32 protein-coding genes are annotated in these 24679 nt (G+C 61.8%); 30 read left to right on the top strand and 2 right to left on the bottom strand.

Annotated features, from left to right (window positions below; all coding sequences use genetic code 11):
• Positions 1-80 precede the first annotated feature (80 nt).
• From LJ737_RS04375 to LJ737_RS04235, 29 genes are all read left to right on the top strand, one after another.
• The gene (locus LJ737_RS04375; protein WP_227763269.1) at positions 81-851 is read left to right on the top strand and encodes a hypothetical protein; all 771 of its coding nucleotides are present in this window, start codon (positions 81-83) and stop codon (positions 849-851) included.
• Positions 844-1725 (top strand): hypothetical protein, encoded by an 882-nt coding sequence (locus LJ737_RS04370; protein WP_227763267.1) that lies wholly within the window; start codon positions 844-846, stop codon positions 1723-1725. Before LJ737_RS04375 ends, LJ737_RS04370 begins: the two co-directional genes overlap by 8 nt.
• Complete coding sequence (locus LJ737_RS04365) at positions 1722-2564, top strand: phosphoadenosine phosphosulfate reductase domain-containing protein (protein WP_227763265.1); 843 nt, start codon at positions 1722-1724, stop codon at positions 2562-2564. Before LJ737_RS04370 ends, LJ737_RS04365 begins: the two co-directional genes overlap by 4 nt.
• A gap of 11 nt (positions 2565-2575) precedes the next feature.
• Positions 2576-3574 carry a DUF4373 domain-containing protein gene (locus tag LJ737_RS04360; RefSeq protein ID WP_227763264.1) on the top strand — a complete coding sequence of 333 codons (999 nt, stop codon included), beginning with the start codon at positions 2576-2578 and terminating at the stop codon, positions 3572-3574.
• Entirely contained in the window at positions 3564-4430 is an 867-nt protein-coding gene (locus LJ737_RS04355) for a P-loop NTPase family protein (RefSeq protein WP_227763263.1), read from the top strand. The genes LJ737_RS04360 and LJ737_RS04355 overlap by 11 nt, the downstream gene beginning before the upstream one ends.
• 11 nt (positions 4431-4441) lie before the next feature.
• The gene (locus LJ737_RS04350; RefSeq protein WP_227763262.1) at positions 4442-5071 is read left to right on the top strand and encodes a hypothetical protein; all 630 of its coding nucleotides are present in this window, start codon (positions 4442-4444) and stop codon (positions 5069-5071) included.
• A gap of 8 nt (positions 5072-5079) precedes the next feature.
• Positions 5080-6291 carry a DNA methyltransferase gene (locus tag LJ737_RS04345; RefSeq protein ID WP_227763261.1) on the top strand — a complete coding sequence of 404 codons (1212 nt, stop codon included), beginning with the start codon at positions 5080-5082 and terminating at the stop codon, positions 6289-6291.
• A gap of 13 nt (positions 6292-6304) precedes the next feature.
• A complete protein-coding gene (locus LJ737_RS04340; RefSeq protein WP_227763260.1) occupies positions 6305-6967 on the top strand; it encodes a hypothetical protein in 663 nt (220 codons plus the stop codon).
• Positions 6964-7143, top strand: a complete 180-nt coding sequence (locus LJ737_RS04335; RefSeq protein WP_227763259.1) for a hypothetical protein — start codon at positions 6964-6966, stop codon at positions 7141-7143. The genes LJ737_RS04340 and LJ737_RS04335 overlap by 4 nt, the downstream gene beginning before the upstream one ends.
• Positions 7140-7616 carry an ASCH domain-containing protein gene (locus LJ737_RS04330; protein ID WP_227763257.1) on the top strand — a complete coding sequence of 159 codons (477 nt, stop codon included), beginning with the start codon at positions 7140-7142 and terminating at the stop codon, positions 7614-7616. Before LJ737_RS04335 ends, LJ737_RS04330 begins: the two co-directional genes overlap by 4 nt.
• Positions 7613-7852 (top strand): hypothetical protein, encoded by a 240-nt coding sequence (locus LJ737_RS04325; protein WP_227763253.1) that lies wholly within the window; start codon positions 7613-7615, stop codon positions 7850-7852. The genes LJ737_RS04330 and LJ737_RS04325 overlap by 4 nt, the downstream gene beginning before the upstream one ends.
• Positions 7849-8148, top strand: coding sequence for a hypothetical protein (locus LJ737_RS04320; protein ID WP_227763251.1), 300 nt, complete (start codon positions 7849-7851; stop codon positions 8146-8148). The genes LJ737_RS04325 and LJ737_RS04320 overlap by 4 nt, the downstream gene beginning before the upstream one ends.
• Before the next feature lie 280 nt (positions 8149-8428).
• A complete protein-coding gene (locus tag LJ737_RS04315; RefSeq protein WP_227763248.1) occupies positions 8429-8857 on the top strand; it encodes a hypothetical protein in 429 nt (142 codons plus the stop codon).
• A gap of 626 nt (positions 8858-9483) precedes the next feature.
• On the top strand, positions 9484-10044 hold the full coding sequence (locus LJ737_RS04310) for a terminase small subunit (protein ID WP_227763246.1): 561 nt from the start codon (positions 9484-9486) through the stop codon (positions 10042-10044).
• Positions 10031-11629, top strand: a complete 1599-nt coding sequence (locus LJ737_RS04305) for a terminase large subunit domain-containing protein (protein ID WP_227763244.1) — start codon at positions 10031-10033, stop codon at positions 11627-11629. The genes LJ737_RS04310 and LJ737_RS04305 overlap by 14 nt, the downstream gene beginning before the upstream one ends.
• Before the next feature lie 79 nt (positions 11630-11708).
• Entirely contained in the window at positions 11709-12314 is a 606-nt protein-coding gene (locus tag LJ737_RS04300; RefSeq protein ID WP_227763243.1) for a hypothetical protein, read from the top strand.
• Positions 12307-12504, top strand: a complete 198-nt coding sequence (locus LJ737_RS04295) for a hypothetical protein (protein ID WP_227763241.1) — start codon at positions 12307-12309, stop codon at positions 12502-12504. Before LJ737_RS04300 ends, LJ737_RS04295 begins: the two co-directional genes overlap by 8 nt.
• 14 nt (positions 12505-12518) lie before the next feature.
• Entirely contained in the window at positions 12519-14324 is a 1806-nt protein-coding gene (locus tag LJ737_RS04290) for a hypothetical protein (RefSeq protein WP_227763239.1), read from the top strand.
• Complete coding sequence (locus LJ737_RS04285) at positions 14254-14949, top strand: hypothetical protein (RefSeq protein WP_227763238.1); 696 nt, start codon at positions 14254-14256, stop codon at positions 14947-14949. Before LJ737_RS04290 ends, LJ737_RS04285 begins: the two co-directional genes overlap by 71 nt.
• Before the next feature lie 110 nt (positions 14950-15059).
• Positions 15060-15479 (top strand): hypothetical protein, encoded by a 420-nt coding sequence (locus tag LJ737_RS04280; protein WP_227763236.1) that lies wholly within the window; start codon positions 15060-15062, stop codon positions 15477-15479.
• A 41-nt stretch (positions 15480-15520) separates the two neighbouring features.
• Complete coding sequence (locus LJ737_RS04275) at positions 15521-16414, top strand: hypothetical protein (protein ID WP_227763234.1); 894 nt, start codon at positions 15521-15523, stop codon at positions 16412-16414.
• Between the two features lie 121 nt (positions 16415-16535).
• The gene (locus tag LJ737_RS04270; protein ID WP_227763232.1) at positions 16536-17618 is read left to right on the top strand and encodes a hypothetical protein; all 1083 of its coding nucleotides are present in this window, start codon (positions 16536-16538) and stop codon (positions 17616-17618) included.
• 79 nt (positions 17619-17697) lie between these two features.
• On the top strand, positions 17698-18831 hold the full coding sequence (locus tag LJ737_RS04265; RefSeq protein WP_227763230.1) for a hypothetical protein: 1134 nt from the start codon (positions 17698-17700) through the stop codon (positions 18829-18831).
• The gene (locus LJ737_RS04260; protein ID WP_227763229.1) at positions 18831-19271 is read left to right on the top strand and encodes a hypothetical protein; all 441 of its coding nucleotides are present in this window, start codon (positions 18831-18833) and stop codon (positions 19269-19271) included. The genes LJ737_RS04265 and LJ737_RS04260 overlap by 1 nt, the downstream gene beginning before the upstream one ends.
• The gene (locus LJ737_RS04255; RefSeq protein ID WP_227763227.1) at positions 19268-19582 is read left to right on the top strand and encodes a hypothetical protein; all 315 of its coding nucleotides are present in this window, start codon (positions 19268-19270) and stop codon (positions 19580-19582) included. The genes LJ737_RS04260 and LJ737_RS04255 overlap by 4 nt, the downstream gene beginning before the upstream one ends.
• A gap of 7 nt (positions 19583-19589) precedes the next feature.
• A complete protein-coding gene (locus LJ737_RS04250; RefSeq protein WP_227763226.1) occupies positions 19590-20159 on the top strand; it encodes a hypothetical protein in 570 nt (189 codons plus the stop codon).
• Complete coding sequence (locus tag LJ737_RS04245) at positions 20153-20428, top strand: hypothetical protein (protein WP_227763224.1); 276 nt, start codon at positions 20153-20155, stop codon at positions 20426-20428. The genes LJ737_RS04250 and LJ737_RS04245 overlap by 7 nt, the downstream gene beginning before the upstream one ends.
• A 103-nt stretch (positions 20429-20531) precedes the next feature.
• Complete coding sequence (locus LJ737_RS04240; protein ID WP_227763222.1) at positions 20532-21092, top strand: Panacea domain-containing protein; 561 nt, start codon at positions 20532-20534, stop codon at positions 21090-21092.
• Positions 21089-21526 carry a hypothetical protein gene (locus LJ737_RS04235; protein WP_227763221.1) on the top strand — a complete coding sequence of 146 codons (438 nt, stop codon included), beginning with the start codon at positions 21089-21091 and terminating at the stop codon, positions 21524-21526. The genes LJ737_RS04240 and LJ737_RS04235 overlap by 4 nt, the downstream gene beginning before the upstream one ends.
• A 6-nt stretch (positions 21527-21532) precedes the next feature.
• Here LJ737_RS04235 and LJ737_RS04230 read toward each other — a convergent pair whose 3' ends face one another.
• Complete coding sequence (locus LJ737_RS04230; protein WP_227763220.1) at positions 21533-22360, bottom strand: hypothetical protein; 828 nt, start codon at positions 22358-22360, stop codon at positions 21533-21535.
• Positions 22361-22439: 79 nt separating this feature from the next.
• Between LJ737_RS04230 and LJ737_RS04225 the strand changes: the two genes are divergently transcribed.
• Positions 22440-22913: a hypothetical protein gene (locus LJ737_RS04225; protein WP_227763219.1), complete on the top strand. Its 474-nt coding sequence runs from the start codon at positions 22440-22442 to the stop codon at positions 22911-22913.
• Positions 22914-22986: 73 nt separating this feature from the next.
• Here the strand turns inward: LJ737_RS04225 and LJ737_RS04220 are convergent, their stop codons facing one another.
• A complete protein-coding gene (locus tag LJ737_RS04220; RefSeq protein WP_227763218.1) occupies positions 22987-24666 on the bottom strand; it encodes a T9SS type A sorting domain-containing protein in 1680 nt (559 codons plus the stop codon).
• Between the last annotated feature and the right edge of the window lie 13 nt (positions 24667-24679).

Below are 24679 nucleotides of genomic sequence, written 5' to 3'. Positions count from 1 at the left end.
CCCTCATCGGCGCCTGGGTACCGCAATACCACCTCGACGCTGTCGAGGCCCTGATTTCTTCACCGTCTAACTCCTGATCTATGTCGACGGAAACCGAGACCGAATTTCCCGACCTGCGCCTCGTGCCGGTCCGCGAAATCCGCCTGAGCAAGGTGAAGGTGGACAAGCACCACATGCTGACCATCGAGTACACCTGTATTGAAAATGACTCTTACAGCGAGCATACCGCCCGCTATTACCGCCCGGCCCACGAAGACCTGGTGAAGGCCATGAGCCGCCTGACCGTGCACTGCTGCCTGATGACCGAGCAGGTTAACGGGGTTCAGCAAGGTGACGAGTACCTCAGTGGTTACGCGCTGGGCCAGCTGTTCGCGTCGGAAGACATCTACACGGCCTTCGAGTTTCACTCCTACCGGTGCACCGGCTTCACGCTGAGCAGCGGCGGGGTGGTGCTGGTGGGCCAGAAAAAGCTGCGCACCAAGAAGGTGCTCAACGTGATTGCGCCTTACGAGGTGCTGATTCCGGAAAACCCGACTGGCAACGAATACGACTGGCTGGCTGAGCTCAACATCGACCTGGACCGCGTCATCGAAGAGGTGAAGGCTTATATCGCGGGCAAGTGGAATGACGAGGGCCGGCAGCTGGATATGTTCGAGGAAGTCGAGCAGGCAAAGCCGCTGCCATCTACTGGGCTGGAGGAAATCACCCAGCAGGTAGACGAAATGTACGCGCAACACCAAGCCAAACAGCCGCTGCGGGAGCAGCACTTGCGCGACTTGGCCCATGCTGGCGACGAGACGGCTGAATGTATTGTCCGCACTTTCAACGGAAAGGAGCTGGACAGTGAATAAGCTCCCCGAAACCAACGTGCGCTACTGCCGGCGTTCAGCGTGGCTGCAGTTTAACTGCAAACGGACAGGCAACGACTTCAAAATGCTCACGTGGGCGCACCGTCCGTTGTTTCTGAAGTGCCTGCACCTGCTTAAGAAGCTCGGCTTTGCGGTCGGCAAAGATCCTTACTACGAGAAGATGTTTCCGACGCTCTCGCAGTACCACCGCTACGGTAAGTGGCGCGACTTGGAGGTTGGTATCGAGATTAAGTGGAACGGCATCTGGTTTGAATTTTACCAGAACGTCAACGCTAAGAACCCGAACGGTGGCAAGTACGACTTCGACAAGTACGACTTGATGCCTTACCTCTGCCAGAAGCGCTTTGAATACACTTGCCAACGCCTTCGGGATCTGATTGCCAAGGACGTTTCCGTCGGTTATGAGGCCGTAGAACGACCAGTGCTGGCTGAGGAAGCAATGCTTCGGTACTACCGAGAGAGCTGGCACCACCACGGAGTTGAAACGCTGGCGGACGTGAAGGCCAGCATGAAGGACTACGACCATAGCCGCAACGCGCAGGACCGTGATAAGAAGTACATCGAGTGCGGTAGCATTAAGTACTTCCGCGACTCCCGCACCGGTCGGCTGATGAGGGGCCGGGTGTACTGGAGTCTCAATAGTCAGTGGTACGTGATTCTGCATCCCCGCAGCTACACCTGCGTGTCAGCGGGCCAACTGTTCGACCCCTCGCCCGAAGACTTCGCCCAGCGGCGTGTTAAAAAGGGGCGCATTCCAGAAGCGAAACAGCAGCAACTCGACTTGCTGCGCAGCCTGAGCCCGGCAATGCTCCGAAAGGCCTTGGCCGTCCACCAGCGAAAGGGGGTAGTAGCATGAACCTGCGCACCCAGCTCGATTTCTTCCACGATCCAGGGCCCGACGTACCGGCGCTGGTTGCAGCTGGGGCGTTGTTTGTCATCAATCACAGTGGCGGGAAAGACAGCCAGCTGATGTTTCATCACGTCAAGAAGTTGGTCCCAGCCCGGCAGATGATCTGCATTCACGCTCCGCTGAAGGATGTGGAATGGCCCGGCGCCTTGGAACTGGCCCGGGACCAAGCTGCGGCGGCGGGTGTGCGGTTCATTCTGGCTCACCATCACCGCGAAATCAGCCTGCTCGATAAGGTGGCTGAGAAACACGCGAAGCGCCCCGACTGCTCGCCGTGGCCTTCCGATGGACAGCGGTGGTGCACGTCGGACTGGAAAACGGGTCCCTGTCGCCGCGAGGCCCGCCGCTACGCCAATCTAGCCGGCTTTACCACCGTGGTTAACTGCCTGGGGTTGCGGGCTTCGGAAAGTTGGAGCCGGTTTAAAGAGCTGCCTTGGTCCTTGAACGAAGAGCAGACCAACTCCCGCCGCACCTGGTATGACTGGCTGCCTATCCACAACGTCTTCACCCCCGAAGTATTCGCCCAATTAGACGCTGCAGGTCTTGTTCCTCATCATGCCTACGGTCTGGGTAACGAGCGGCTGAGCTGCTGCTTCTGCATCTACGGCAGCTCCAGCGACTTGCGGAACGGGGCGCTGCACAATCCAGAGCTGTATGCCCGCTACGTCGAATTGGAGCAACAGACCGGCTACACCATGCACATGAGCCGCAAAAGCCTGCCTGAGCTGACAGGATTATCAGTGCGCCAAGCTCGCCAGCTGCACGCTCTGAATTTCTCCACCACCTGATTACCGCCGCTATGGCACGCCCCAAAAAAGTAGGGCTGGAGTACTTCCCCCTCAACACCCGCATGAACGACAAGATCGACATGCTGGAAGCTGAGCACGGTTTGGAGGGCTTCGCCGTCTACATCAAACTGCTGCAACTCATCTACCAGACCGAGGCGGGCGAGCTGGATATGTCGAATGAATTCCGCTGGAAAATGCTGCCGAAAACGTGGGGTTTTCCAGCGGAAAACTTCCGGAAAATCGTGGATACCATGCTGGAAATCGGCCTGTTTTCCACTGGAGAATTCACAGCCCGCAAGGTGCTGACCTCCGAAAGCGTGCAGAAGCGCATCGATGCGGTGACGGGCCGCCGACGCAAGGACCGTGACCGGAAAGGAATATCCGAGGGTTTTCCGGCGGAAAACCCAAGTTATCCACTGGAAAACGTCGAGAAAACCCCGGATTTCCCTGCGGATAAGTGCACAAAGGGAAATGGAAAAGGAAAGGATACTAGCGTATCCCAAAGGGAAACGGAAAGCTCTCCAAACGAGCGGGCGGGCGAGCCAGCGGCGGGCCCGGATTTCGACCAGGTTGACGACCTGACGCCCGCGCCCCCTCTTCCCCCCGTTGCGGCCGCCCCCCTTCTCCCCCTGGCCGACCCGCCCCCCGCCCACCTGCAGCGCGACTTCACCGCTTACTCCCCCGCGCTCAGCCTGCCCTTTAAAACCGACGGCTTCCGCGAGGCCTGGAGCAAGTGGCGGGCTTTCCGCTACGAAATCGGCAAGCCCTACCGCGGCGACATCAGCGAGCAGCAGGCCATGCTGGAGCTCAGCCAGCTGGCCGGCCAGGACGAAGCCCGGGCCCTGCGCATCATCGCTCAATCCATCTCCCGGCAATGGGAGGGGTTCTACCCACTCAAATCCACGCAATCCAATGCCAGAAACAACACTAACGGCGGCAATGGAAGCATCCGGGCTACCAACCGCCTCCGCATCAGCGCCCAGCCCAATTTCGAAGGCGATGCGGCTTGACAAAGCCGGCTGGGACATTCCGGCGCCGCAGGACTTCCGCGAAAACGACCGGATGGAACTGCCCCTAACGGACCAGGAAGCCAACTGGCTGTTGCAGCAGGGCCGCCAAGCCAAGTACCACGCCGCCTGGGGCCAGTGGTACCGGTGGCGCCTCGCCGAGTCAGCCAAGCCGCAGGAATTCACCGCCGACGAAATCTGGCAGTGGTTCCACCTTACCGCCCAGCGCATCCTGGGCAAGCCCTACGAGGTGACCGATTACAACCGCTGGATTCTGAACCAGCTCTGCCTCTACTTCGCCGGCGATAAACGCTTCGAGAAAGACGGCCGCAGCCTGGAAAAGGGCATCATGCTGCGCGGCGGTGTCGGTTGCGGGAAAACCACCCTGCTGACCTTGTTCGCCGGCAACCCGCGCCAGCCCTTCGAAGTGACGCCCTGCGAAGACGTGGTCGGCACCTACATGCAGCCCCGCGAGAAAGGCGGCCGCGAGGCGCTGCGGCGCTTCAAACAACTCAACCGCATCCCGTCGGCGCACGAGCCGATGTACAACTACCGGCAGTGGATGGGCCATTGCTTCGACGACCTCGGCACCGAAGACTGGAACGCCCGCCACATGGGCGGCGACCCGTTCAACTGCATGGCGGGCGTCCTCTCCGGTATCGATGACGCCGTTGTCGCCGGGCGCATGCCCCGCCACGCGGTGCACCTGACCACCAACCTGCTCTTCGACGATTACCAGGTCGACGGCGAGAACATCCCGGGCATCGAGTCCATCTACGGCACCCGCGTCCGCTCCCGCATCCGGGGCCTGATGAACGTGCTCACCTTCCCCAACGACGCGCCCGACCTGCGGGCATAATCCACCGACTTATGAACATTTCCACCTACACCCGCCGCGCGCGGGTAGCGGGCACCATTGCCCTGCTCGAAGCCGTGGCGGCCCTGGCCACGCGCTTCACGGCCGACGGCCAACTGTTCAAGTTCAAGGGCAAGCAGGCCATCAACCGGATGCGCGCCGAAGCCGACCAGCTGGTGCTGCAGATGGACCGGCTGCAGGAGGGCGAGCCGATGCACGGCACCAACGAGCTGCTGTTTCTGGGGCAGGACTTCACGGCCGCCGCGCTGTTGTTCGCCCTGCTCGACCTGCCGAGCCGCACCGACAACGCCAACGTGCTGCGCCGCGGCTACGCCCAACTGCTGGAGGGCCTCGGTGACGAAGGTGCCGTGGCCCGGATGGAAGCCGACATCGAGCGCCTGATGGAGGCCCGAGGCTTGCCTTACCACCCCGACGCCGCGGCGGCCCCGGCCGAAGCCCAAACCGCCGAAGAGGTGCTGCGCGGGCTGCTGACGGCTCAGGCCGCCGGCCACGGCGTGCAGCTCAGCGCCGGCGAAGTCTCGCTACTGACGCGCCACCTGCACTACCAGGGCCTGCTGACCCGGGCGCTGCGCAATTCAATTCCTTCCTTCACTCAACCGGCCCAGACGGGCGAAGCTGCCTAATGTCGTCCGTGTCGACTGCATCTAACGCGGTTAGCGGAAGCTACACCCTCCACCACGGCAACGCCCGCCAGCTCCTGCAGCAATACCCCGACAGCCATTTCGACAGCCTCGTGGCCGACGGCCCCTACGAGCTGGGCTTCATGGGCCGCGCCTGGGACCGATCCGGCATCGTCAACGACCCCGCCTTTTGGGCCGAATGCCTGCGCGTGCTCAAGCCCGGCGCCCACCTGGTGAACTTCAGCCACGCCCGCACCTACCACCGCATGGCCTGCGCCGTCGAGGACGCCGGCTTCGAGCTGCGCGACCAGCTGATGTGGCTCTACGGCTCGGGCTTCCCCAAATCCAAGAACCTGGCCGGCGACTGGGACGGCTGGGGCACGGCCCTCAAGCCCGCGCATGAGCCCATCGTTTTGGCCCGCAAGCCGCTGGAAAAGGGTCTCACCGTGGCCGATAACGTCGCCAAGTGGGGCACCGGGGCGCTGCACATTGATGCGTGCCGGGTGAACCCCGGAGAGTTTACAAAAACCGGTGGTCGGTCAAGCCGCGGGCATGGAGGCGTTTACGGTGATGGCATGGCTCCGTCGGGCTTTGAAGCGCATGACAATGGCCGCTGGCCCGCCAACCTGCTGCACGACGGCAGCGCCGCAGTGCTGGCCGGCTTCCCGGATGAAGCCGGAGCCCGGGCCGCGGTGCTTGGGACCGAGCCCAGCAGCAGCAGCAAGATGGGCCCGCACGTGTACGACGGGGGCCAGATGCGCAACCAAGCCCGGGAGCGGCGCGACGACCTCGGCAGTGCCGCCCGCTTCTTCTACTGCGCCAAGGCCAGCCGCGCCGACCGCAACGAAGGTTTGCCTAGCTACGACGCCCCGGCCGTCGGCTCCAACGCCACCATGGGCCAGCGGGAACGGGCGGACTGGCCGGCCCGCAACGGCAACCACCACCCGACGGTGAAGCCCACGCGCCTCATGCGCTGGCTGTGCCGGCTCATCACCCCGCCCAGCGGCCGCATTGTCGACCCGTTCGCCGGCTCGGGTTCCACGGGCAAAGCCGGCCTCCTGGAAGGCTTCGACGTGGTGCTGATGGAGCTGCAGGCCGAGCACCTGCCCCTTATTACCGGCCGCTGTGACCACGCCCTCGATGTGCGCCGCCGCTACTTGGCCCAGCTGGCCCGGCAAGCCCGCATCGGCACTCAAACCACCCTTTTCTCTCTCGCGTCCTAATCCAATTACAGCTATGTGCACCCCCTGCAAACCCCGCCAGTTCTCACTGGTCGAAATCAACGCCCGCATCGGCGGCATAGCCGATGTATACGCCACGCTGATGAACCTGCCGGCGGGCACCCCGCCGCAGCTGATGCAGCAGCGAGTGTTTGGCCTGCTTTGCGACGCCAGCACGCTGCGCGTCGTACAACACGGCATCTGGCGCACTCAATCTGCAGCCTCGGAGGCCCCCGCCCCGGTGGCCTCTACGGACGACCAGCCCGCGCTACCCTACAGTTTTGAGCACGTGCTGGAGTTGCTGCCGCTGGCCATTCGCCAGAAGCACCGAGAGGAAATAGTAGCGCTGCGGGCCCAGGTTCAAAACCTGCGCCGGTTTAAAACCTACGTGCACAGCCGACTTGACCAAGCGGGCATTGATGCTCACGAAGCTCAGAACGCAGTCAACGGCTGCCGCATCGGTGCCCGCTTGGATGATGTGTTGGTAAGCCGCCCGGCCAACCCATCCGAGCGCGAACGGCTGCTCGCTGCCATCAACGTGGCGGAAAACAGCTTTGGCTACGATGCTTACCAGGACGGGCTGACGCATGCACACCTGGAGAAGCTGCGCGCCCAGTTGGCCGCCTTGTCCGAGGATGCTACCCAAGGGCCGCAAGTTGCGCAGGGCCTGCTGGTATGAGCCAGTACCGCTACCAAGGTGATAAGCACACCGCGCCCGAGATGCGCGGCGCGGTGTGCTCAGCCGTGCGCGACAGCCGCGGCAAGTGCATCCGGGGCCGCAACGGCTCGATGCTGGTCGATTTCGAAACCCATGGCCGGCACGTGGTGCTGGGCCGTCAACTCCGGAAACTATGAAAGCTCTCTCCCTTATCCAGCCCTACGCCACGCTCATCATGCTGGGCTATAAGCAGTACGAAACCCGATCCTGGGACACCAAGCACCGTGGGCCGCTGGCCATTCACGCCAGCGTCGGGAAGCCCGCCTGGGCTCGGGAGGTAGCCGAAACCGACCCGCACATCAGCGTCATCCTGGCGCAACACGGCCTGACGTTCGACACATTGCCGCGCGGGGCGGTGCTGGGCACGGTTGAGGTACTCGGCACGTACCGCTTCGTCGAAACGCCGACCGACGGCCAAGGCAAGCCGTCGTTGGTCCCACGCACCCTGCCGACCGTTGAGCTGGCCTGCGGCGACTTCACCTCCGGCCGCTACGGGTGGAAGCTGCGCAAGTCGGGCGAATTAGCGAAGCCCATACCCTGCAAAGGCGCATTGTCGGTATGGACTCTACCGCCGGAGGTAGCCCAGGAATTACAGCAGCTGGGTATATGAAAGCGCCAAAAGGCATCATCTCCTTTTACACCCAGCAGCTGCAGGCCCTTGGCTACGACGTGCATGTAGCCCAGGGCAAGGCGCCGACCCCGCTGGCCGACCAAGTGGCGGCTCTGCGTGGGGCGGCTCTCACGTTCTTCAACGCTGCCCTGGCCACGCGGGGGCTGAAGCTGGTGAAGGCCACCAAGCCGAAGCCACTCTCCGCCTCACGCCGCAAACCCACGCCGAAGAAATGAAGCGCCGCAAGAAGCAACCTACTCCCGAGCGGAGTTGGAGCGACCGGACCTGGCGGATGCTCGCCCGCCGCCGGGGCGTGCTGGCGCTGACGCGCTTTATCCAGCGTCGGGAGCTGAATAAGATGCTGCGCCCCTCATCCCAAGCAGAACAACAAGCCGTGCTGGCCTTGTGTAGCATCAAAGCCGAAGACGTTGTGGGCCTGCTCAGCGCCCACGACGCTTATCACCTGCGGGCACTGCTGCTGCGCACCGTGCGCGCGGTTCACCTATTCCAGAAACTCAATCCGGCCAAGTAATGAACGAAAAGCACCTGCTCTACGTGCTCAGAATACACACGCTGGTGCACGCTATCAAAACCAAGCGTGGAGCTAAGCCCCTGCGTGCCGTGGCTGCTGAAATAGGAATATCGACTTCCTCACTCTCCCGAATAGAGCGGGGCGCAGAGATGGACATGCTCACCTTCCTGCTACTCTGCACGTGGTTAGAACGTCCGCCCAGTGACTTTTTTACCAACCGTCAAGCCGGGAGCCAGCCAGTATGCTTACCGCGTCGGGTAACATCTACAGCTCCGCATTTATGACTCCTACGCTCTTCATCGGCATCGACCCAGGCGTTAATACCGGCTTCGCTCTTTCCGAGCGGGGCCGGCTCACCCGTCTGGCCACGCTCACCTTCTGGGAAGCCATTGCGGAGCTGGAGCAACTCTGCGACGGCTCGCGGCCGGTACACGTCGTAATCGAAGACCCCAACGCCCACGCGGCCATGTACGCCCGCCTCGACGGCATCGACGGCCGCAAGCGGACCAAGATTGCCCAGAACGTCGGCAGCAACAAACGCGACGCGCAGCTCCTCTGCGAGAAGGTGCTACTGCTCGGGGCGCAGCTCACGACGGTGCCCCCGAAGAGCACCAAGGTGAACGAAGTCATCTTCCGCAGCGTGTCGGGGTGGCGAGACAAGTGCAGTCAGCACGCCCGGGATGCAGGCATGTTAGTTCTAGGCCGATGAAGTGCCATTGGACCACTGCAGAAGACGGTTCCCGCTTCTTCTACCCCGGTTGCTGGGGCGGTGCCGTTAACGGGGAGCGTGCCTGTCACTGCCTCAGGAAACCACCCAGACCGGAAGAGCCGCACGAGGCGCTTATCCGTGAACTGGAACAGGAAAATGCCAGGCTCAACCGCCTCATCAGGCGTCTTACAACCCCTCAAAACCGCCGTTTTTGAGGGGTCGGCCTGTGTAGGCAACAACTTCCCCTTTGGGGAGCCCCAAAAAGTGATTTCGTTTTGTGATGTTTGGTGTAATGGAAAACACCAACGTTTCCCCAAAAGCAGAGGGAGCCCAGCCTGAACAGCTGACCTCCCTCGTCTGGACCTGGTTGCCGCGCCTAGCGACAATCTTGGCCATCCTCCATTACCTGTATGAGTTCGTAGTAGCACTCTGGTAATTGGGGACTGAACCCGGTAGGCCGCCTCGTCATTCGCAGTGACGGGGCGGCTTTGTTTTCGGGCGGTTCCAAGGTAGTCAATTTGCCAAGTATTTGATGGGAAAGCACCCCTGAGTACCGCCGAACTTACAAATCCAGTTTTAATGTACATAACTTGCATACATTACTTTTCATTACAAGTTGAGGTGCCATGGCCACGGGACAGCCAGATGCGCAACCGAAGCCGCTCGCGGCCAAGAAGAAGCGGTTCGTAGAAGAGTACGTGAAAGACTGGAACGGCGCGAAAGCGGCCGAGCGCGCGGGCTACGCGCCGAAATCGGCCCGGCAGCAGGCCTACCACCTGCTACGCGACCCGGCCGTGCTGGACTACCTGCAGAAGTTCATGGAGCCGCTGACCATGTCCAGCACCGAAGCGCTGCTGCGCATGACCGAGTGGGGCCGCGGCACCATGTCGCCTTTCCTGAGCGTGACCGAGGATGGGGCCATGGCCATCAACCTGAGCACGGACGCGGCCAAACGACACTACCACCTGATCCGGAAGGCCACCCAGACGCGCACCATCATTCGGATGGAGGACGTGGAGCGCGAGGAAATCCGTACCACCATCGAGCTGCACGACGCCAAGGACGCGGTGAAGCAGATTCAGGCCATCCGCGGCCAGGTGGTGCAGCGCCTCGACCACACCACCAACGGCAAGGACCTGCCCGAGCCCGGCTCCAACATCTACCTGCCCGACAATGGCCGGGACTAAGTTCATCAAGGCCGGAAAGACCAACGCCCCGCACGAAAAGCCGCCCGGCATCTACCCGCAGCCGGGGTTTCAGAGCAAGGCCCTGGCCACCGCCGCCGACATTGCCATCCTCGGCGGCGCGGCCGGGGCCGGCAAGTCGTTCGTGCTGCTGATGGAGGCCAGCCGCCACCAGTTCAACCCCGACTTCGAAGCCGTCATCTTCCGCCGCACCTACCCGCAGATCATGAGCGCCGGCGGCCTCTGGGACACGGCGGGCAAGTTGTACCCCAACGTGGGCGCCCGCGGCCGCGAGAACAACACCGACTACACCTTCCGCAGTGGCTCGCGCGTCAGCTTCCGCCACTTGCAGCACGAGGGCAGCATCTACGACTGGCAAGGCTCCCAGGTGCCCATGATCGGCTTCGACGAGCTGACGCACTTCACCGAGCGCCAGTTCTGGTACATGCTCACCCGCAACCGCTCGGCCTGCGGCGTGCGGCCCTACGTGCGCGCCACCTGCAACCCCGAACCCGACAGCTGGGTCGCCTCGCTGATTGAGTGGTACATCGACCAGCAAGAGTTTCTGCCCGACGGCGCCACGCCCAACCCGAACTACGGCTTCCCCATCCCGGAGCGCGCCGGCGTGCTGCGCTACTTCACCCGCGACGGGGAAAACATCGTGTGGGGCGACTCGCCCGACGAGGTGCGCCAGCGCGCCCCGCATCTGTTCGTGGGCCCGCTGGCCGACGTGCCGCCCAAGTCGTTCACCTTCATCCCAGGCAAGATCTGGGACAACCAGGCGCTGCTCACCGTCGACCCCGGCTACCTGGGCAACCTCATGGCCCAGGACGAAGCCACCCGGGCGCAGCTGCTCGACGGCAACTGGAAAATCAAGATCGACGGGCTGGCCCTGTTCGACTACGCCCGCATCAACGACCTGTTTACCAACTTCCCGCCGGCGGAGGCCCGCCCGCTGCGCTGCATCACCTGCGACGCCGCCGGCTTCGGCCGCGACCTGTGCGTCATAAAGGTCTGGGTGGGTTGGGAAGTGGTCGACATCGTGGTGCAGCGCAAAAGCGAGAACCGGGAAATCTTCGAGGCCATCGAGCAGCTGCGGCGGCGCTGGAACGTGGCCGCCTCGGACGTGCTCATCGACCAGGACGGCGTGGGTGGCGGGGTGCTGAAGCTGGCCACCTACAACGGTTTCAGCGGCGGCGCGCAGGCGCTGGCCGACCCTGTGACGGGCGTACGCGAGGCGTATGCGAACCTGAAGACCCAGTGCTACTACCGCTTCGCCGAGCGGGTGAACCGCGGCGAGGTGAAGTACTCCATCACCAACGACAACGTGCTCATCGACGGGGTGCGCACCAAGCAGCTGAAGATGGGCGGCAAGGTCGTTACCGTCATCGACCTGCTCAAAGCCGACCTGCGGGCGGTGAAGCGCCGCAACCCCGACAGCGAGGGTAAGAAGCAGATCAACACCAAGGAGGAACAAAAGATCATCCTCGGCGGCCGCTCCCCCGACTTCGGCGACACCGGCATGATGCGGGAGTGGTTCGAGCTGCGGCCGGTGGCCGTGCAAGGATTTATGCGGCGCCGAAACTGAGGGAATTGCGTAGGTTGATTTAATGTATATAACTTGCATACATTAAAATCAGGTTTCACCCTTCACGCACTGCCTCGCTATGGCTACTTGCACCCGGCCGGCGGCCCTCTCGAACGTTTCGAAGCAGGACTGCCCCATCGACTTCAAACAGATTCAGCGGATCATTCTGCAGCGCCTGGGCTTCAAGTTCGCAACCGAGGCGGAGATGAAGACCCTGGCGGCATGGACCCCGCTGCTGGCCGCCGCTGATAGCACCAAAGTGGTGTTGTCGCCCTTCACGACCGGCTTCGTGATTCCGCCCAGCGAGCCGACGTTCATCAACGAGAACGACAACAACTCGCTCAACGGCATGGGCAAGTTCACGGGCCTGAACTCGGTGAAGCCGACCGGCCGCTTCGTGGGCTTAGAGTCGGCCATCTGGGAACAGATGCAGCAGTTCAGCACCGAGTCGGACGCCGCCCTCGGCGTCGAGCGTCTGGGCGCCTACCTGCTCAACCAGGACGGCGCCATTCTGCACAACGACCTGGGCCCGATTCCGCTGGCCAACTTCTACGTGGCCGACCCGGGCTCCGAGGGCTTCCGCGCCGAAACCATCATCCCCTTCGGCTTCTCGCTGAAGGGCGGCTGGTACAAGGGCGTGCAACTGCTGCAGCCGAGCTTCAACCCGCTGGTAGACCTTGACTAAGGTGCACAAGCCCGCCAAACCCACCGCTGCACCGAAGCCCGCCACGCCCGCCGTGGTGGTGCTTCGCTGCGAGCAGCTGGGGGTAGAACGCGAGTTCACCCCCGACCACGCCGCCCGGCTGCTGAAGTGGCAGCAGGAGCGCGGCCAGACCGACTGGCAGCCGGTGAATGCTGCCGAATCCACCGACTAAGCCCCGCAGGCTGCATGGCCCGGCTCTCCCAGCAACAAGTACAGGCACTACTCAAGGCCCCCGCCAACGGGGCCGACATTGCTGCGTGCGTCCGCCACGAAGAGCGCATCCGCCTGCACGCCGTGCCCTGCGTCGACGGCGACCAGCCGCCGGTGGGCCTGAAGCAGTTGCTCAAGCGCTGGGAAGCCCGCCTGCCGCTGGATAAGTACCAGAAGATGCTCGACCACCTGGAATGGCCCTTGGCCACGCTGGAAATCGTCGATGCTGTCTTTACGGGCCTCTCCCGCGTCTTCGAAGCGCAGGACGGCTTGGTGCAGGTGGAGCTGGCCACGCCCGAGCTGGAAACCGACTTTGAGCAGTTCCGCACAGATCAGCGCGAGGATGCCTTCTGGGCTGGTGAGGCGTTTCGCGCCGTGCGTCAGGCCCCGCACTCGCTGCTGGTAGTGGATATGGCCACCGAGCAGACCACGCGCTACCCCGAGCCTTACGTGTTCGTGCTGAACGTGGCCAGCGTCATCGACGTGGAGCTGCGAACCGATAGCAGCTGCGAATACTTGCTGTTTGAGCTGCCCAGCCGCCAGGAGGGCGCCACCGTCATCGAGCGGGCTGCCGCCTACGACGACGACTTCTACCGCATCTGCGAGAAGCGCACCGACGAAGACGAATGGCGCGTGGTGCTGGAAAACGCCCACATCCTGGGCTCCTGCCCGGCACGCATGCTGTGGTCGGAGCCGTTGAGCGGCGCCACGGCCTTGCCCCGCCGCGGGCCCCTGACCAAGCAACTGGCCCAGCTTGACCGCTTCGTGTGGTGGGACACCGCCATCGAGTACTACGAGAGCTACGGGGTGTTCCCGGTGTGGTGGTCGTTCGAGGAAAAGTGCGACTACCAGACGCCCGACGGCGCCCACTGCAACGGCGGCATGGTACCCTACCTGAAGGCTACCACGATGCTGGAGGGCCGCGAGGTGCCCATCTATGGCGAACGGGAATGCCCCGTCTGCAAGGCCCGCAAGCTCATCGGCCCAGGCACGGAAGTGCAAGTACCGGCCCCGTCGAAAGACCTGCCCGACACGCGCAACCCCATCGGCACAGTGTCAGCCGATCCGGAGGTGTTGCGCTACATCCAGGAGCGCCAGCAGGCGCGGATGCAGCAGATCATCACTGCCTGCCTCGGCAGCGACACGGAGCCGCAGAACGCGCAGGCCAAGAACCGCGACCAGGTGGCGGCCGGCTTCGAGTCGAAAACCGACGTGCTCACCTGGTTCAAGCGCCCCTTCGAAGCAGCGCGCCAGTGGGCGCTGCAGGTGCGCGGCACGCTGCGCTACGGCGCGCTGATGCGCTCGGCCTACGTCAACCTGGGCGAGCAGTGGTACCTGAAGACGCCCGAGCAGCTCAGCGCCCAGGAGGCCGAAGCCCGCAAGGCTGGCCGCCCGGTCTACGAGCTGAGCCAGGCCCGCGACCAGCGCTACCAGACCGAGTACCGCACCAACCCCGCGCTGCTCGACCGCATGCGCATCCTCTCGGACCTGGAGCCCTTCCCTGAGTACTCGCTGGAGCAAATCGGGACGCTGCTGGAGCAACAGCCCGCCGTGTTCGGAGCCGTGTTCACGCCGCAACTGGTGGCGCTGAAGGCCGACTTCGGCCGCTACCTGACGCGCTTTGAGTCCGAGCAGCTGCCGGTGACGCGCTTCGCGTCCCGGCAGCCCTATCACCTGAAGCTGGAAGCCATCACCCAAATCTTACTTTCCTATGTCCCTCCAATCCCAAACGGCCAAGGCGGCCAAGCGCCCGAAAATCGACCTGCAGGAACTGCAGCGTAAGCAGCTCGACGGCGAAGACCTCGACACCCAGAAAGGCAACACCGCCGAGGGCGCCGACTACGACCTGCCGACCCACGAAGCTGACCGGGTGCACGTGCGCGTGACGCAGCGCGTGAACGACGCGACCAAAAAGGAGTACGTCGACGAAACCCGCGTCATCAAGCTGGTGCCGGCGCAGTACGACCGGATGGTCGCCAACAACTACTTCGACACCCAGACTTACGACAAGGTCGAAGTGCTGCACGACCCGCGCCGGGCCGCTGGCGCGAAAGCGGAGGCCCCGGCCACGGGCAACAAGCCCTGGGAGCCAGTTGAGGGCCTGCCGACGCTGCAAGACGCGCAGGTGCGCTACCAGCAGCTGACGGGCCGCAAAGCCCCAGCCGTGGAGTACGACATCCTGATCGAGTTCATCCGGGCGGCGGAGGCCGACAGCGACGAGCAGACCACGGAGCCGGAAGCCAGCGGCGAGGGTGACACTCCCACCCGCAAGGCGCTGCGCAGCACCGCCGACGCGCAGGCTCGCTACAAAGAGCTGTTTGGTGTCGATGCCCCGGCCGATAAGAGCTTCACGGAGCTCAAGACGCTCATCGAAGCCGAAGAGGCCCTTCGCAGCAAACAGGAATAGGCGACTTAGCACGTCGTCAGGGCCGGCCCCACACGGTGGGGAATGAACCGGGGCCGGCCCACTTTCCCCGCCGTGAGCAGTGTGTTTCACCATAGCGACTCCCCACCCGCATGGCTTACCCTATCCAATTTCCCGAGGCCAACGCCGAACTCGGCCCGCCGCCCGGCATGAGCACCGACGACTGCCGCCCGTTGCCCATCCTGCGCAAAGACAACCAGTGCATCAGTATGTGGAAGCTGGCCCCCGAAGAAATGGCCAGCATCAACCTTACCGGCTGCGTGTGCGTCGGCGTGCTGTCCGGCCAAACCCAGCCGCCTATCTGGGTGGAAGCGGCGGCCCCAGCCAACGGCACCAACATCGAAAACGGCCGTGCTCTGCAGCAGGGTGCGACTTATGAGTTGGGCACGTTGGGCCTCAAAATCTTCCTCTACTCGGACGAAGCCGACGACGTGGAGCAGGCCCGCGCCACCACGTTGCTGAAGCGCCTGACCGAAGCGGTAGAGGGCTACCAGCGGGACCACCACATCTAGTTTTCTCACCCTCTTATCTACCCAACTGAACGGGACTCAGTATGGCCATCACCGACAACACCTTTAGCCTCGAAGAGCTGACCAACGCCGTGGCCGCCAATCCGGACCTGGCGCAGCACGTCGTAGGCGCCGCCAAAGCCGCGAACTACGTCGTGCGCACCGCCGACGAAGAAAAGACCTTCATCGGCTCCAAAGTGGGCGAAATTCACAGCCGCTACGAGCAAGACTTCTTCGACACCTCGGGCATTGCCAAGAACCCGAACGAGAAGGCCTACGAGTACGGCAAACGCGTCATCACCGGCCTGAAGTCCGACGCTACCGCCCGCCAGACGAAGATTACCGAGCTGGAAACGGCCATTGCCAACGGGCAGGGCGACGCCACCATGAAAGCGCAGCTGGAGCAGTTGCAGATGAAGGAGGCGCAGTGGCAGCAGGACCAGGAGAAGCTGACCAAGCAGCTCCAGGAAAAGGACGTGCGCCTCGCCATCCGGGACGGGCTGCGCGAGTTGAAGTACGACCCGACGGTGAAGGAATCCATCCGCAACACGATGGTCGACGCGGCCACCAGCCGCTTGATGAACTTGGCCGTGGTGCAGAAGAACGCCGACAACACGGAAACCGTGGTGTTCGTGCGTGACGGCAAAACCCTGCTCAATAAGGACGGGCAGCCCGCCAATGCGGCCTTCCTGCTGGCCGAAGAGCTGAAGGACGTGCTGGACGCCGGCCACCAAGGTGCCGGCGGAGGCGCGGGGCAGGGCGGCCAGGGCGCCGCTGGGGGCCAAGGTGGCAAAAAAGCCTTGCCCGCTGCCGTGCCGGCCACCATCAAAACCCAGGGCCAGCTGATTGACTGGCTGAAGGAATACGGGCTGGCCCAGAACTCGAAGGAGTTCGACGAAGCCTTCGACAAGTTCAGCGAGGGCCTCGCCCTGCGCTAAAAATACCCGCCGCTGGCCCGCACGGGACGCAGGCCAGCGGCGGTGCTTACCCTCTCATTTCGCTGCGGCTACGGGACGGCCGGGCACTGTTTCATTTCTCACCATACCCCTCTTTTCAACGATGGCTTCTATCACGGAAACCCTCACCCAGGCCGTCCGCACCCGCTACCGCCGCGGCCCCGGCGGCCTGGACTCGCTGGAGCTGCGCGGCTCCAACTACGGTGCGCTCAACCTCTACAAGAAGCAAACCGCTTCCCCCACCGGCATCGTCACGCCCGACCTGAAAGCGGCGCTGGAGCGCAGCTTCGGCAACACGGTGCAGGTGCCGGTCATCGACTGGATGAACCCGACCATCGGCAACGTGCGCACCTGCGCCGTGCAGGTGGGCGGCCTGGTGACCAAGCTGGTGCAGTTCACCGCCGTCACGCTCACCTTCGGCTTCCCGCTGATCCGCTCGCAGTTCGTCAACAACGACATCAGCGAGGCTGACTGGTTCTACCGCATGTTCGAAGCCCGGCGCCTGGCGGCGCTGGAGTTGCTCGATACGTGGGCCGTCGATCACCTGGAAGACAACAAGAACCAGTATTTCCCCACGGAAATTCTGCAGTACTACCCGGAGGCCAACGACGCCTTGCAGGTGCCGGGCACCAAGGAAGAGCGCATCGACTTCTACAACCAGATCCGCTCCATCCTGAGCACGATGGATTTCACGGGCAACCCGGACGTGGTGACCAACCCCATGGCCATGGGCGACATCCGCACCGTCCTCGGCGCCGGCACCACCGACAACGGCAACATGGCCTACGTGCTCGACAACGTGGGCCAGTTCTTCGAGTCGAACCGCGTCATTGCCGGCACCGGCAACCGCGCCGTGCTCTACCTGGTCAACAACAACTCGGTGGGCATGGTCACGCGCATCGACCCCGACTGCGAGCGGGGCGTGGTGCACGGCAGCGACGACAACCCGGTCAAGCAGTGGACCAAGCAGGACGTGCCCGGCATCGGCACGATGGGCGTGTACTACCGCGCCGACTGCGCCGACGAATCGGCCACGCTGGCCGCGCAGAACCTGCAGGGCCTGACCCGCACGTCGGTGGAGTCGTTCGAGTGGAGCATTGACATCTTCTTCATCAAGCTCTACAACTCCAACGGCGCCGGCCGCTTCTTCCCCATCATCAAGGTGGAGCAGAAGACCGCCGCCTAAGTTCTCATCGGTGTTTCGCTCAGCACAACGGCCGGCCCTTGGCCGGCCGTTGTCTTTGCCCTCTTAGCTCATCCCTCCCATGTACAACGCCCGCATCCTCGCACCCTTGCTGCTGGCCGGTCTCGGCTTCCGGCAGGCCGACCCCGCCAACACCGACGAACCGCAGCTGCCGCCGGCGCTGCTGGCCCCCGAAGGCGCGGTGGCGCTGCAGGACGTGCACCCGCTGCTGACGCTGCGCAACATCCGGCAGACCGCTCCCGAGATGAGCGCCGCGAAGTTCCTGGAACATTTGCAGGCCGCGCTGACCGCCTCGGCCACGAAGGTGCTGCAGGCGTTTTCGGACCGCAAAAAGCTCACCGCGGCCGCGCGCACCGTGCTCAGCGAAACCCAGCTCACCGGGGCCAGCGGCGAGTACCGGCACAAAATCATCAAGGCCGGCCGCTTCGTGGGCCTGGCCCTGCGGCCCGACACCGGCTCGCCCGACGTGGGCGTCAGCATCACCGCCGTCGGCACCCAGCTCACCGAGCCCAACCCCGACTTCCGCCTCTACCTCTACCACAGCAGCGACACCGTCGATCCGGTGCAGGTCATCGAACTGCCCCGGCGCGACAAGGTCTTCTGGGAGTGGACGGCGCAGCGCATCGAGCTGCCCACCGGGTACAGCGGCGGCGAATTCTACCTCGGCTACTTCGAAGACGACCTGCTCGGGCAGGCCATCCGCCTCGACCAGGACTTCACGCGCCGGCCGTGCCAGAGCTGCGGCCAGCATTACCTGCTCTACGACAAGTGGGCCCCGCTGCTGGCCGTGCGTGCCTTCTCGGCCGCGCAGCTGCCCGAGGGCCAGGGCGCTTGGGCGGATGTGGTGAGCTACTACACCGACAGCAACTTCGGCCTGAACCTGCGCATCCAGGTGGCCTGCGAGCTGACCGACTTTCTCGGCCGCCACGCCGGCGCCTTCGCCTCGGCCGTGCAGTTGCAGGCGGCCGTCGACTTCCTCAACGGCATGGCCTTCACCACACGCCAGAACGGGACGGCGTACCAGGTGCCGGCGCAGGCGCTGCTGGAGCTGAAGAACACCGCCACAGGCACGCCGGGCCTGCTGGCGCGGCTCGACGCCGCCCTGCAGGCGTTGGACGTGGATTTGTCAGGTCTCGCGGCCCCATGCCTGCCCTGCGAGCAGAAACCCGGCGCCGTACGCTTCAAAGCCGCGTAATGGACCGGCTCGCGCAACTCGCCAAAGCCCTCGGCCAGCTGCCCCGGCGCCTCGATGCGGCCGTGGAAGCCACCGTGCGCGACAACGCGCACGTGCTGGAGGACATGAACACGGCGCAGCTGGCGGCCGGCCTCGACGCCGACGGCCAGCCCATCGGGCCCGAGTACGCCCCGCTCACCGTGGCCATCAAGCAACTCAAGGGCCAGCCCACCGACCGCGTGACCCTGCGTGATGAGGGTGATTTCTACGCCGGCGTAATATCGCAGCTCACCGGGCAGCAGTCGTTCGAACTGGTGGGCACCGACCCGAAAACCGACGAGCTGCAATACAAGTACGGCGAGGCTATTCTGGGCCTCACCGACGCCCACGTGCAAGAATTCACCGACGATTACGTGCGCCCGGCCTTGGAAGAGGAAGTGCGCGCTACCCTAGGATTATGACCGATATCCACACCCCGCCGCCCTTCAAAGAGCTGGACCGCGGCACGCTCTTCATGGGCCAGCACATCTGGCACCACGAGGAAACCAACATCCTGGAATCGTCGGTGGGCGTCTGGGAATGGGAGCAGGTGGCCGCCGTCTGCACGGCCGTCGAGCCGCCGCAGTTCCCGGAGTGGGACGGCCCGCTGTGCTGCGTGCTCTGGGCCGGGCGCTACCTCTACCTCTGCGCCGAGTTCCAGGTGGTGCTGCTGGCGTGGCGCCGCTACAAACAACGTTACGGCGGGCAGTACGTCCGCCTGCTGGCTAATTAACCCTGCCATGGTCTCCTACTCCGCCCCTACCGCGCCCACGCTGCCTAACCCGGTCGGCCTCGACGCCAAGATTCAGCAGGTGCAGCTGGCGCTGGCCGCCGGGCTGCCCTGGCTGGCCGTTAGCTACGGCAAGGCCTACCGCGGCTCGCGCAGCGTAAACAGCAAAACCGTCTACTTTCCGGAGGTGTACCACGCCGCCGGCGAGTACCGCGACGTGCTGCCCAACGACAACGTGCAGGCCCAGTCGTTTCTGTACCCGAAAGACCCGGCTAGCAACCTAGCCGACGAGCCCAGCCCCGTCAGCATGCGCTTCACGGTGTCCGTCGACATCGTCTTCTGGTACAACCTGGAGCGCATCGACCCGGCGAAGACATACCGTTTCGACCAGGAGCTCAAGCGCGAGGTGCTGCAGGTGCTCAGCCGCCTCGGCGGCCTGCTGGTGCGCAAAACTTACGACAGCGCCGACGAAGTCTTTCGCGGCTTCTCGCTCGACACAGTGGCCCCGCAGTGCCTGCGGCAGCCGTACGGCGGCTTTCGGATATCCTGTGACTTCACCCTCGACAACGTGCTATGCTAACGCAGCTGCTGTCCTTGGTGGTGCTGGTGGGCCTGACGGCCGCCAGCCTGTTGCTCTGTTTCGAGAAGTGGGGCTGGCTCCAAGCCTGGGAGGTCTACCGGCCGTGGTGGCTGTTCAAGCGCTGTGACTTCTGCGCCGGTTTCTGGCTATCGGGTTTGTTGTGTGCTGCGGCCGTAGTAGCGCTGAGGCTGCCGTGGTGGTGGGTAGCCGGGGCGCTACCGGCGGCGGCACTGTGTCGGGCGGCGGCAGGTTTTAGTAGAGTCTCCTGATGAATTTGCATCAATTCGGCAGCTCACAGTAGTTTTCAGGCGATTATCAGTAATATGCCTACCTTCGGAACCGCATTCCGTAAGGGAGTGTCTATTTACAGTTATGCCGCGCCCTCATCTGGAACCAGAAAAAGCACTAAACACTCTGCTGTTCGTTATACAGCAGCTGGGCCAGCCTGGGTATCACAAGGTGTTCAAGACGCTGTATTTTGCTGAGCAGCGTCACTTGACAACTTGGGGCGCGTCACTGATGGCTGGTGACCGTTTTGTGAAGATGGTGGACGGACCTGTTCCGTCCGACATGTATAACTTCATCAAATTCACCAACGGCAACCACGACGGGCGCAATTACCCGCCAGCCTTGGTAGAAAAGGTCAAGAACAGCATTGCAGCAGTAGGCCGTCACAATGTGATTGCCCTGACCTTGCCTGATGTGGACTATTTGGCCCAAGCAGAGATTGATAGCCTGCTCTGGTCAGTAGAGAAATGTGCAACTCTCGGGTTTGGCAAGCTGCGTGACCTTTCGCACGATCAGGCATGGGAATCTGTAAAGTTCAACGAAACGATTGAGCCCGTTGCCATTGCGGCAGCCGGTGGCGCTACACCCGAGGAGTTGGATTATTTACGTGAATCATTAAGTAACGACTTCTACGCTTCCCTGTGACCCCTGCTTTTGGCCGACAGCCTGCTCCTGCTGGCTTTACGCTTGAAGCAGGAATGGTTCTGCTGGTATTTACAGACTTGGTCAATCCGGCCAAGGTCAAATACCTAATCGTAGCAAGCATCTCTCCTGACCGTTCGAAAGTAGGGCTGGTTATTGTGAGCACGCATCAAAATCCATTTGCGTCTAAGAACCCGGAAATTGCAGCAAGGCAGTGGGTACTCCGTGCTGATGATCGGCATATCGTTATGTACAATAGCTTTGCTGACTGTGCGCAGGTTAAGGTCCGGCCGTACGATGAAGTTCAAGGATGGCTGAGTACACCCCGAGTACTTCGTGGAAGATTAAGTGGAAAGGAGCTGCATAAGGTTTTAGAATTACTCCGCACAGCTCCTACTATTACTCCAGCGACCAAGCGAGACTTGGGGTTGATATAGGAGCATTTATAGCTCGGCTAGTTGAGGTGTAGGAACTACTGTTGTTTTCATAACCTCGGAGGCCGCTTGCACTTGGTGCAATGAAAAAGCTTTCCCTGTGAGCTGTGAATTAGTTTCCTCTACTATTTGAACTTCAATATAGTCAAGCAAATTACTAAGCTTTTCAAAACCATTGCTCGATATTATATCTCGCAAATTATTGCTATCAACCACCTTTGAAATAATATTATTCAACAAGTGCTTGTCATCAAGCCAATAATAGGACTCATTACTCCCAATCTGGGAATGGGCTTTAAATGCAATTCTGATCATAGTAGAAATACTCGCTGAATACAGCATCCATACCCGTAACCCAATAAAAGGCCTTGCAGCATCTATAATGGCTTTGGCCTCTGAGAGCTTCTCTAGATACACCTTGGGGTCATATGCATTCATAGTATTATGAAACTTGATATTATTAGTCTTCCTGGCGTTAACGACTTCGTCTCTAGTCATAACATTGCAGGACATAGTTAAATAAAAGGGCATATCACTTCTTACTACTAAATGAGCCTTCCAAGCCTCCTTCAGGCTTTGTACCCTCTCATGATTTGACGACAGATAAACGCCTGACAAGCCAGCGTTAATTGACTTATATTGCTCGATTTCTTGATTAAGCTTACTCTTAACAGCCTCTATTTGCGATTGATAATCAGCCTTAACAGCCTCAATCTTCGCTTGTTGGCTCACTTCAAACCGCATCAAAAGCACCTTCTGAACTAAAGCAACCACCGGGGTTATAATCACTCCGGTTCCAAAGCATATTTTCAAAAGGTCAACTAGCTCTATATTCATTTGAGGCAGAAATGAGGTTGATACTTAATGGGAAGATAACTGGTATAGTCATCTCATGGACCTCTGTATCTTGGCCACTATGAAAACAACCTATCCCCTCCGCTCCCTATTCGCCATCCTACTGCCGCTGACACTGCTGCTGAGCAGCTGCGGCGACGATGACAAGAAAGACGACCCGAAGCCGGCCACTACGCACCAAGTGGTAGTGCGCTACAATGGGCAAAACATCAACGGCCTCGGCGCCGCGGTGTCCGCTGGCAGTGTCTCGCCCAGCGGTACGGCTACGTCGTACTTCTCCGACAATCTCGCCACTACCACCAACATCAGCGAGCAGAAGCCGCAGCCCTTCACTATCCCGGCCGGTGACGACTTCAGCGTAACGGTGTCGTTCACCAATGTCCGCGGCACCCAACGCGCCCCCGCCGGTGCCACCTTGTATGCCGCCATCCTCGTCGACGGGCAGGTTCGCAAAACCGTCACCATCGACAACACCACGGCCCCGGGCAATGCCTACGTGACGGCCAGTGCGAAAATCCTGGCCAGCGAGTGGTAGCCCTTTCGTTATGTTCGAGTGAATAAAAAAAGCCCCAACCATCTGGTCGGGGCTTTTTCAATGGAGAGCGGCACTAATGCTTAATTTCGATGCGCTGGTTGACCAACTTGCCATTCTGCCGCATACGCAGGTTGTACAGGCCGTTTGGTAGCTGCTTGACATCGAGTTGGGCAGCGCTGCTGGCCCGCTGTACTTCTAAGCCTTGGCTGCTGAGTAGCACGGCCTCAGTGGCTCCAGCGGGCAGTTGCAGTGTTTCGTTAACTGGGTTGGGGTATGCCGTCGCGCTGCTTCTGACAGTACCGTACCCGTAGCAATGGTATTCCACGCTGATCGGATCGGTTGTGGCGCTGCTATTCTGGCACGAACTATACGCCGTCAAGGTGAATGTGCCGGCCGTAGTACCCCCATTGCCTTTGATCATGAACACGCCTTGGTCGTTCACGGGGATGTAAGGCCGGGCATTGAAAATGTTGGTGACGGTGTACGTCAATGCCGGATCATAATTGGTGACCTGGAAGTAGGCAACGCTGTTGCAGTCTTCGCCCGGGTCGTCCAAATCAATGACGTTGGGTTGAACCGCAGGGCAGCACGCCACGTCAACTGTTGAGGTATAGATGCTGTTATTCGGCAACTTGACGGTAAGCCTGTATTTCTTATCCGTGATTGAAGTAGGAGGCGTCCAGAGTAAAGTGGTGGCCAGCACCGTCTGCGCTGGATCGTTGTCGAGCGTCCACTTGTAAGGACTTTCAGGAAATTGGGGATGTGGAAATTCACACCCTTCGCCCACTTGTTGACCGCAGCCCACGGCGGGTCCGGCCGTAGGAATGCGGTAGAGGGCCACATCGTCGATGTAATAATAGGCGGCAATGTTTTGCGTCGGGCTTGGCGGGGCGGGCGGATTGTTGTAGCCTATGCAGACGAAATTGTCGTTGGAACCGGCTTGAATCACGCCCGATACCCGAGTCCAGATGGTCCTGTCGGTGATAATTGGACTGGTGATTTGCCGCCCGGACCAAGTGAGCCGGGTTGGCGGATCGATATAGTTTGTTGCGGAGCCGGTGAAGGTGGTGGTGTGGCCGCTGTTCTCAGCTACATACATGCCTACGCTGGTCGATAACGCAAACCCGCTCGCTGGGCGAGTCCAGAACTCCGCATAATAGGCTTTTCCTGCCTCGAGCGGGGTGCTCAATTGCTGCGCTACATACTCAGGGTAATAATTAGGCGCTGCACCAAGAAAGGTGCTGTACACAATCCCAACCGCTCCGTCGTTGTTGGTCGGGTTGACGCCGTTTTCAGTAATCGGAAGAAACGGTCCTCGGCTACTGGTGGCTGGCCGCTGCCCACCATCAGTTGCATTGCTGGCAAAGTAGTCCGGGCTGGTGTAGTTGGGCGTAAACCAGCTAGGCAGCTCATCTTTGGTGTCGTCGATGGGCGTGGCAATGTTGAGCGGCCCGGAAGGAAATACGCCGAGGTATTGATTTTCGAAGTCGCCGTTGGTAATGACGTTGCACGAGTTGTCCGCCCGGCCCGCGGTGGTAAGCGGCAGTTTGGATTGCCCCTCCTGCCGAGTTGCTTGTGCTGCTCGCGCCTTAATCAAGGCGGGGCTGGGGTAGTAGAGCTGGAGCGGGTCAGCTACCCTGGGTTCGGAGGCCTTGCGGCCAGCCGGTTGCTGTGCGAGGGCCGCGCCCCACGCGCAGCCAGCTACTAAAATGCCGCCAGCGAGGCGCTGGCTTAAGCGGAACAGTGTAAGCATAAGCGAAAAATGG

Source organism: Hymenobacter sp. 15J16-1T3B (genome assembly GCF_020711235.1).
In the GTDB taxonomy this organism is placed as follows: Bacteria; Bacteroidota; Bacteroidia; order Cytophagales; family Hymenobacteraceae; genus Solirubrum.
This window is presented reverse-complemented; position numbering and strand designations above follow the sequence as displayed.

Bases quoted from the DNA above. Each gene is read 5' to 3' on its own strand.
- LJ737_RS04375 (WP_227763269.1), top strand. From the start codon at position 81: ATGTCGACGGAAACCGAGACCGAATTTCCCGACCTGCGCCTCGTGCCG.
- LJ737_RS04365 (WP_227763265.1), top strand. From the start codon at position 1,722: ATGAACCTGCGCACCCAGCTCGATTTCTTCCACGATCCAGGGCCCGAC.
- LJ737_RS04360 (WP_227763264.1), top strand. From the start codon at position 2,576: ATGGCACGCCCCAAAAAAGTAGGGCTGGAGTACTTCCCCCTCAACACC.
- LJ737_RS04355 (WP_227763263.1), top strand. From the start codon at position 3,564: ATGCGGCTTGACAAAGCCGGCTGGGACATTCCGGCGCCGCAGGACTTC.
- LJ737_RS04350 (WP_227763262.1), top strand. From the start codon at position 4,442: ATGAACATTTCCACCTACACCCGCCGCGCGCGGGTAGCGGGCACCATT.
- LJ737_RS04340 (WP_227763260.1), top strand. From the start codon at position 6,305: ATGTGCACCCCCTGCAAACCCCGCCAGTTCTCACTGGTCGAAATCAAC.
- LJ737_RS04335 (WP_227763259.1), top strand. From the start codon at position 6,964: ATGAGCCAGTACCGCTACCAAGGTGATAAGCACACCGCGCCCGAGATG.
- LJ737_RS04330 (WP_227763257.1), top strand. From the start codon at position 7,140: ATGAAAGCTCTCTCCCTTATCCAGCCCTACGCCACGCTCATCATGCTG.
- LJ737_RS04325 (WP_227763253.1), top strand. From the start codon at position 7,613: ATGAAAGCGCCAAAAGGCATCATCTCCTTTTACACCCAGCAGCTGCAG.
- LJ737_RS04320 (WP_227763251.1), top strand. From the start codon at position 7,849: ATGAAGCGCCGCAAGAAGCAACCTACTCCCGAGCGGAGTTGGAGCGAC.
- LJ737_RS04315 (WP_227763248.1), top strand. From the start codon at position 8,429: ATGACTCCTACGCTCTTCATCGGCATCGACCCAGGCGTTAATACCGGC.
- LJ737_RS04310 (WP_227763246.1), top strand. From the start codon at position 9,484: ATGGCCACGGGACAGCCAGATGCGCAACCGAAGCCGCTCGCGGCCAAG.
- LJ737_RS04305 (WP_227763244.1), top strand. From the start codon at position 10,031: ATGGCCGGGACTAAGTTCATCAAGGCCGGAAAGACCAACGCCCCGCAC.
- LJ737_RS04300 (WP_227763243.1), top strand. From the start codon at position 11,709: ATGGCTACTTGCACCCGGCCGGCGGCCCTCTCGAACGTTTCGAAGCAG.
- LJ737_RS04290 (WP_227763239.1), top strand. From the start codon at position 12,519: ATGGCCCGGCTCTCCCAGCAACAAGTACAGGCACTACTCAAGGCCCCC.
- LJ737_RS04285 (WP_227763238.1), top strand. From the start codon at position 14,254: ATGTCCCTCCAATCCCAAACGGCCAAGGCGGCCAAGCGCCCGAAAATC.
- LJ737_RS04280 (WP_227763236.1), top strand. From the start codon at position 15,060: ATGGCTTACCCTATCCAATTTCCCGAGGCCAACGCCGAACTCGGCCCG.
- LJ737_RS04275 (WP_227763234.1), top strand. From the start codon at position 15,521: ATGGCCATCACCGACAACACCTTTAGCCTCGAAGAGCTGACCAACGCC.
- LJ737_RS04270 (WP_227763232.1), top strand. From the start codon at position 16,536: ATGGCTTCTATCACGGAAACCCTCACCCAGGCCGTCCGCACCCGCTAC.
- LJ737_RS04265 (WP_227763230.1), top strand. From the start codon at position 17,698: ATGTACAACGCCCGCATCCTCGCACCCTTGCTGCTGGCCGGTCTCGGC.
- LJ737_RS04260 (WP_227763229.1), top strand. From the start codon at position 18,831: ATGGACCGGCTCGCGCAACTCGCCAAAGCCCTCGGCCAGCTGCCCCGG.
- LJ737_RS04255 (WP_227763227.1), top strand. From the start codon at position 19,268: ATGACCGATATCCACACCCCGCCGCCCTTCAAAGAGCTGGACCGCGGC.
- LJ737_RS04250 (WP_227763226.1), top strand. From the start codon at position 19,590: ATGGTCTCCTACTCCGCCCCTACCGCGCCCACGCTGCCTAACCCGGTC.
- LJ737_RS04245 (WP_227763224.1), top strand. From the start codon at position 20,153: ATGCTAACGCAGCTGCTGTCCTTGGTGGTGCTGGTGGGCCTGACGGCC.
- LJ737_RS04240 (WP_227763222.1), top strand. From the start codon at position 20,532: ATGCCGCGCCCTCATCTGGAACCAGAAAAAGCACTAAACACTCTGCTG.
- LJ737_RS04230 (WP_227763220.1), bottom strand. From the start codon at position 22,360: ATGAATATAGAGCTAGTTGACCTTTTGAAAATATGCTTTGGAACCGGA.
- LJ737_RS04225 (WP_227763219.1), top strand. From the start codon at position 22,440: ATGAAAACAACCTATCCCCTCCGCTCCCTATTCGCCATCCTACTGCCG.
- LJ737_RS04220 (WP_227763218.1), bottom strand. From the start codon at position 24,666: ATGCTTACACTGTTCCGCTTAAGCCAGCGCCTCGCTGGCGGCATTTTA.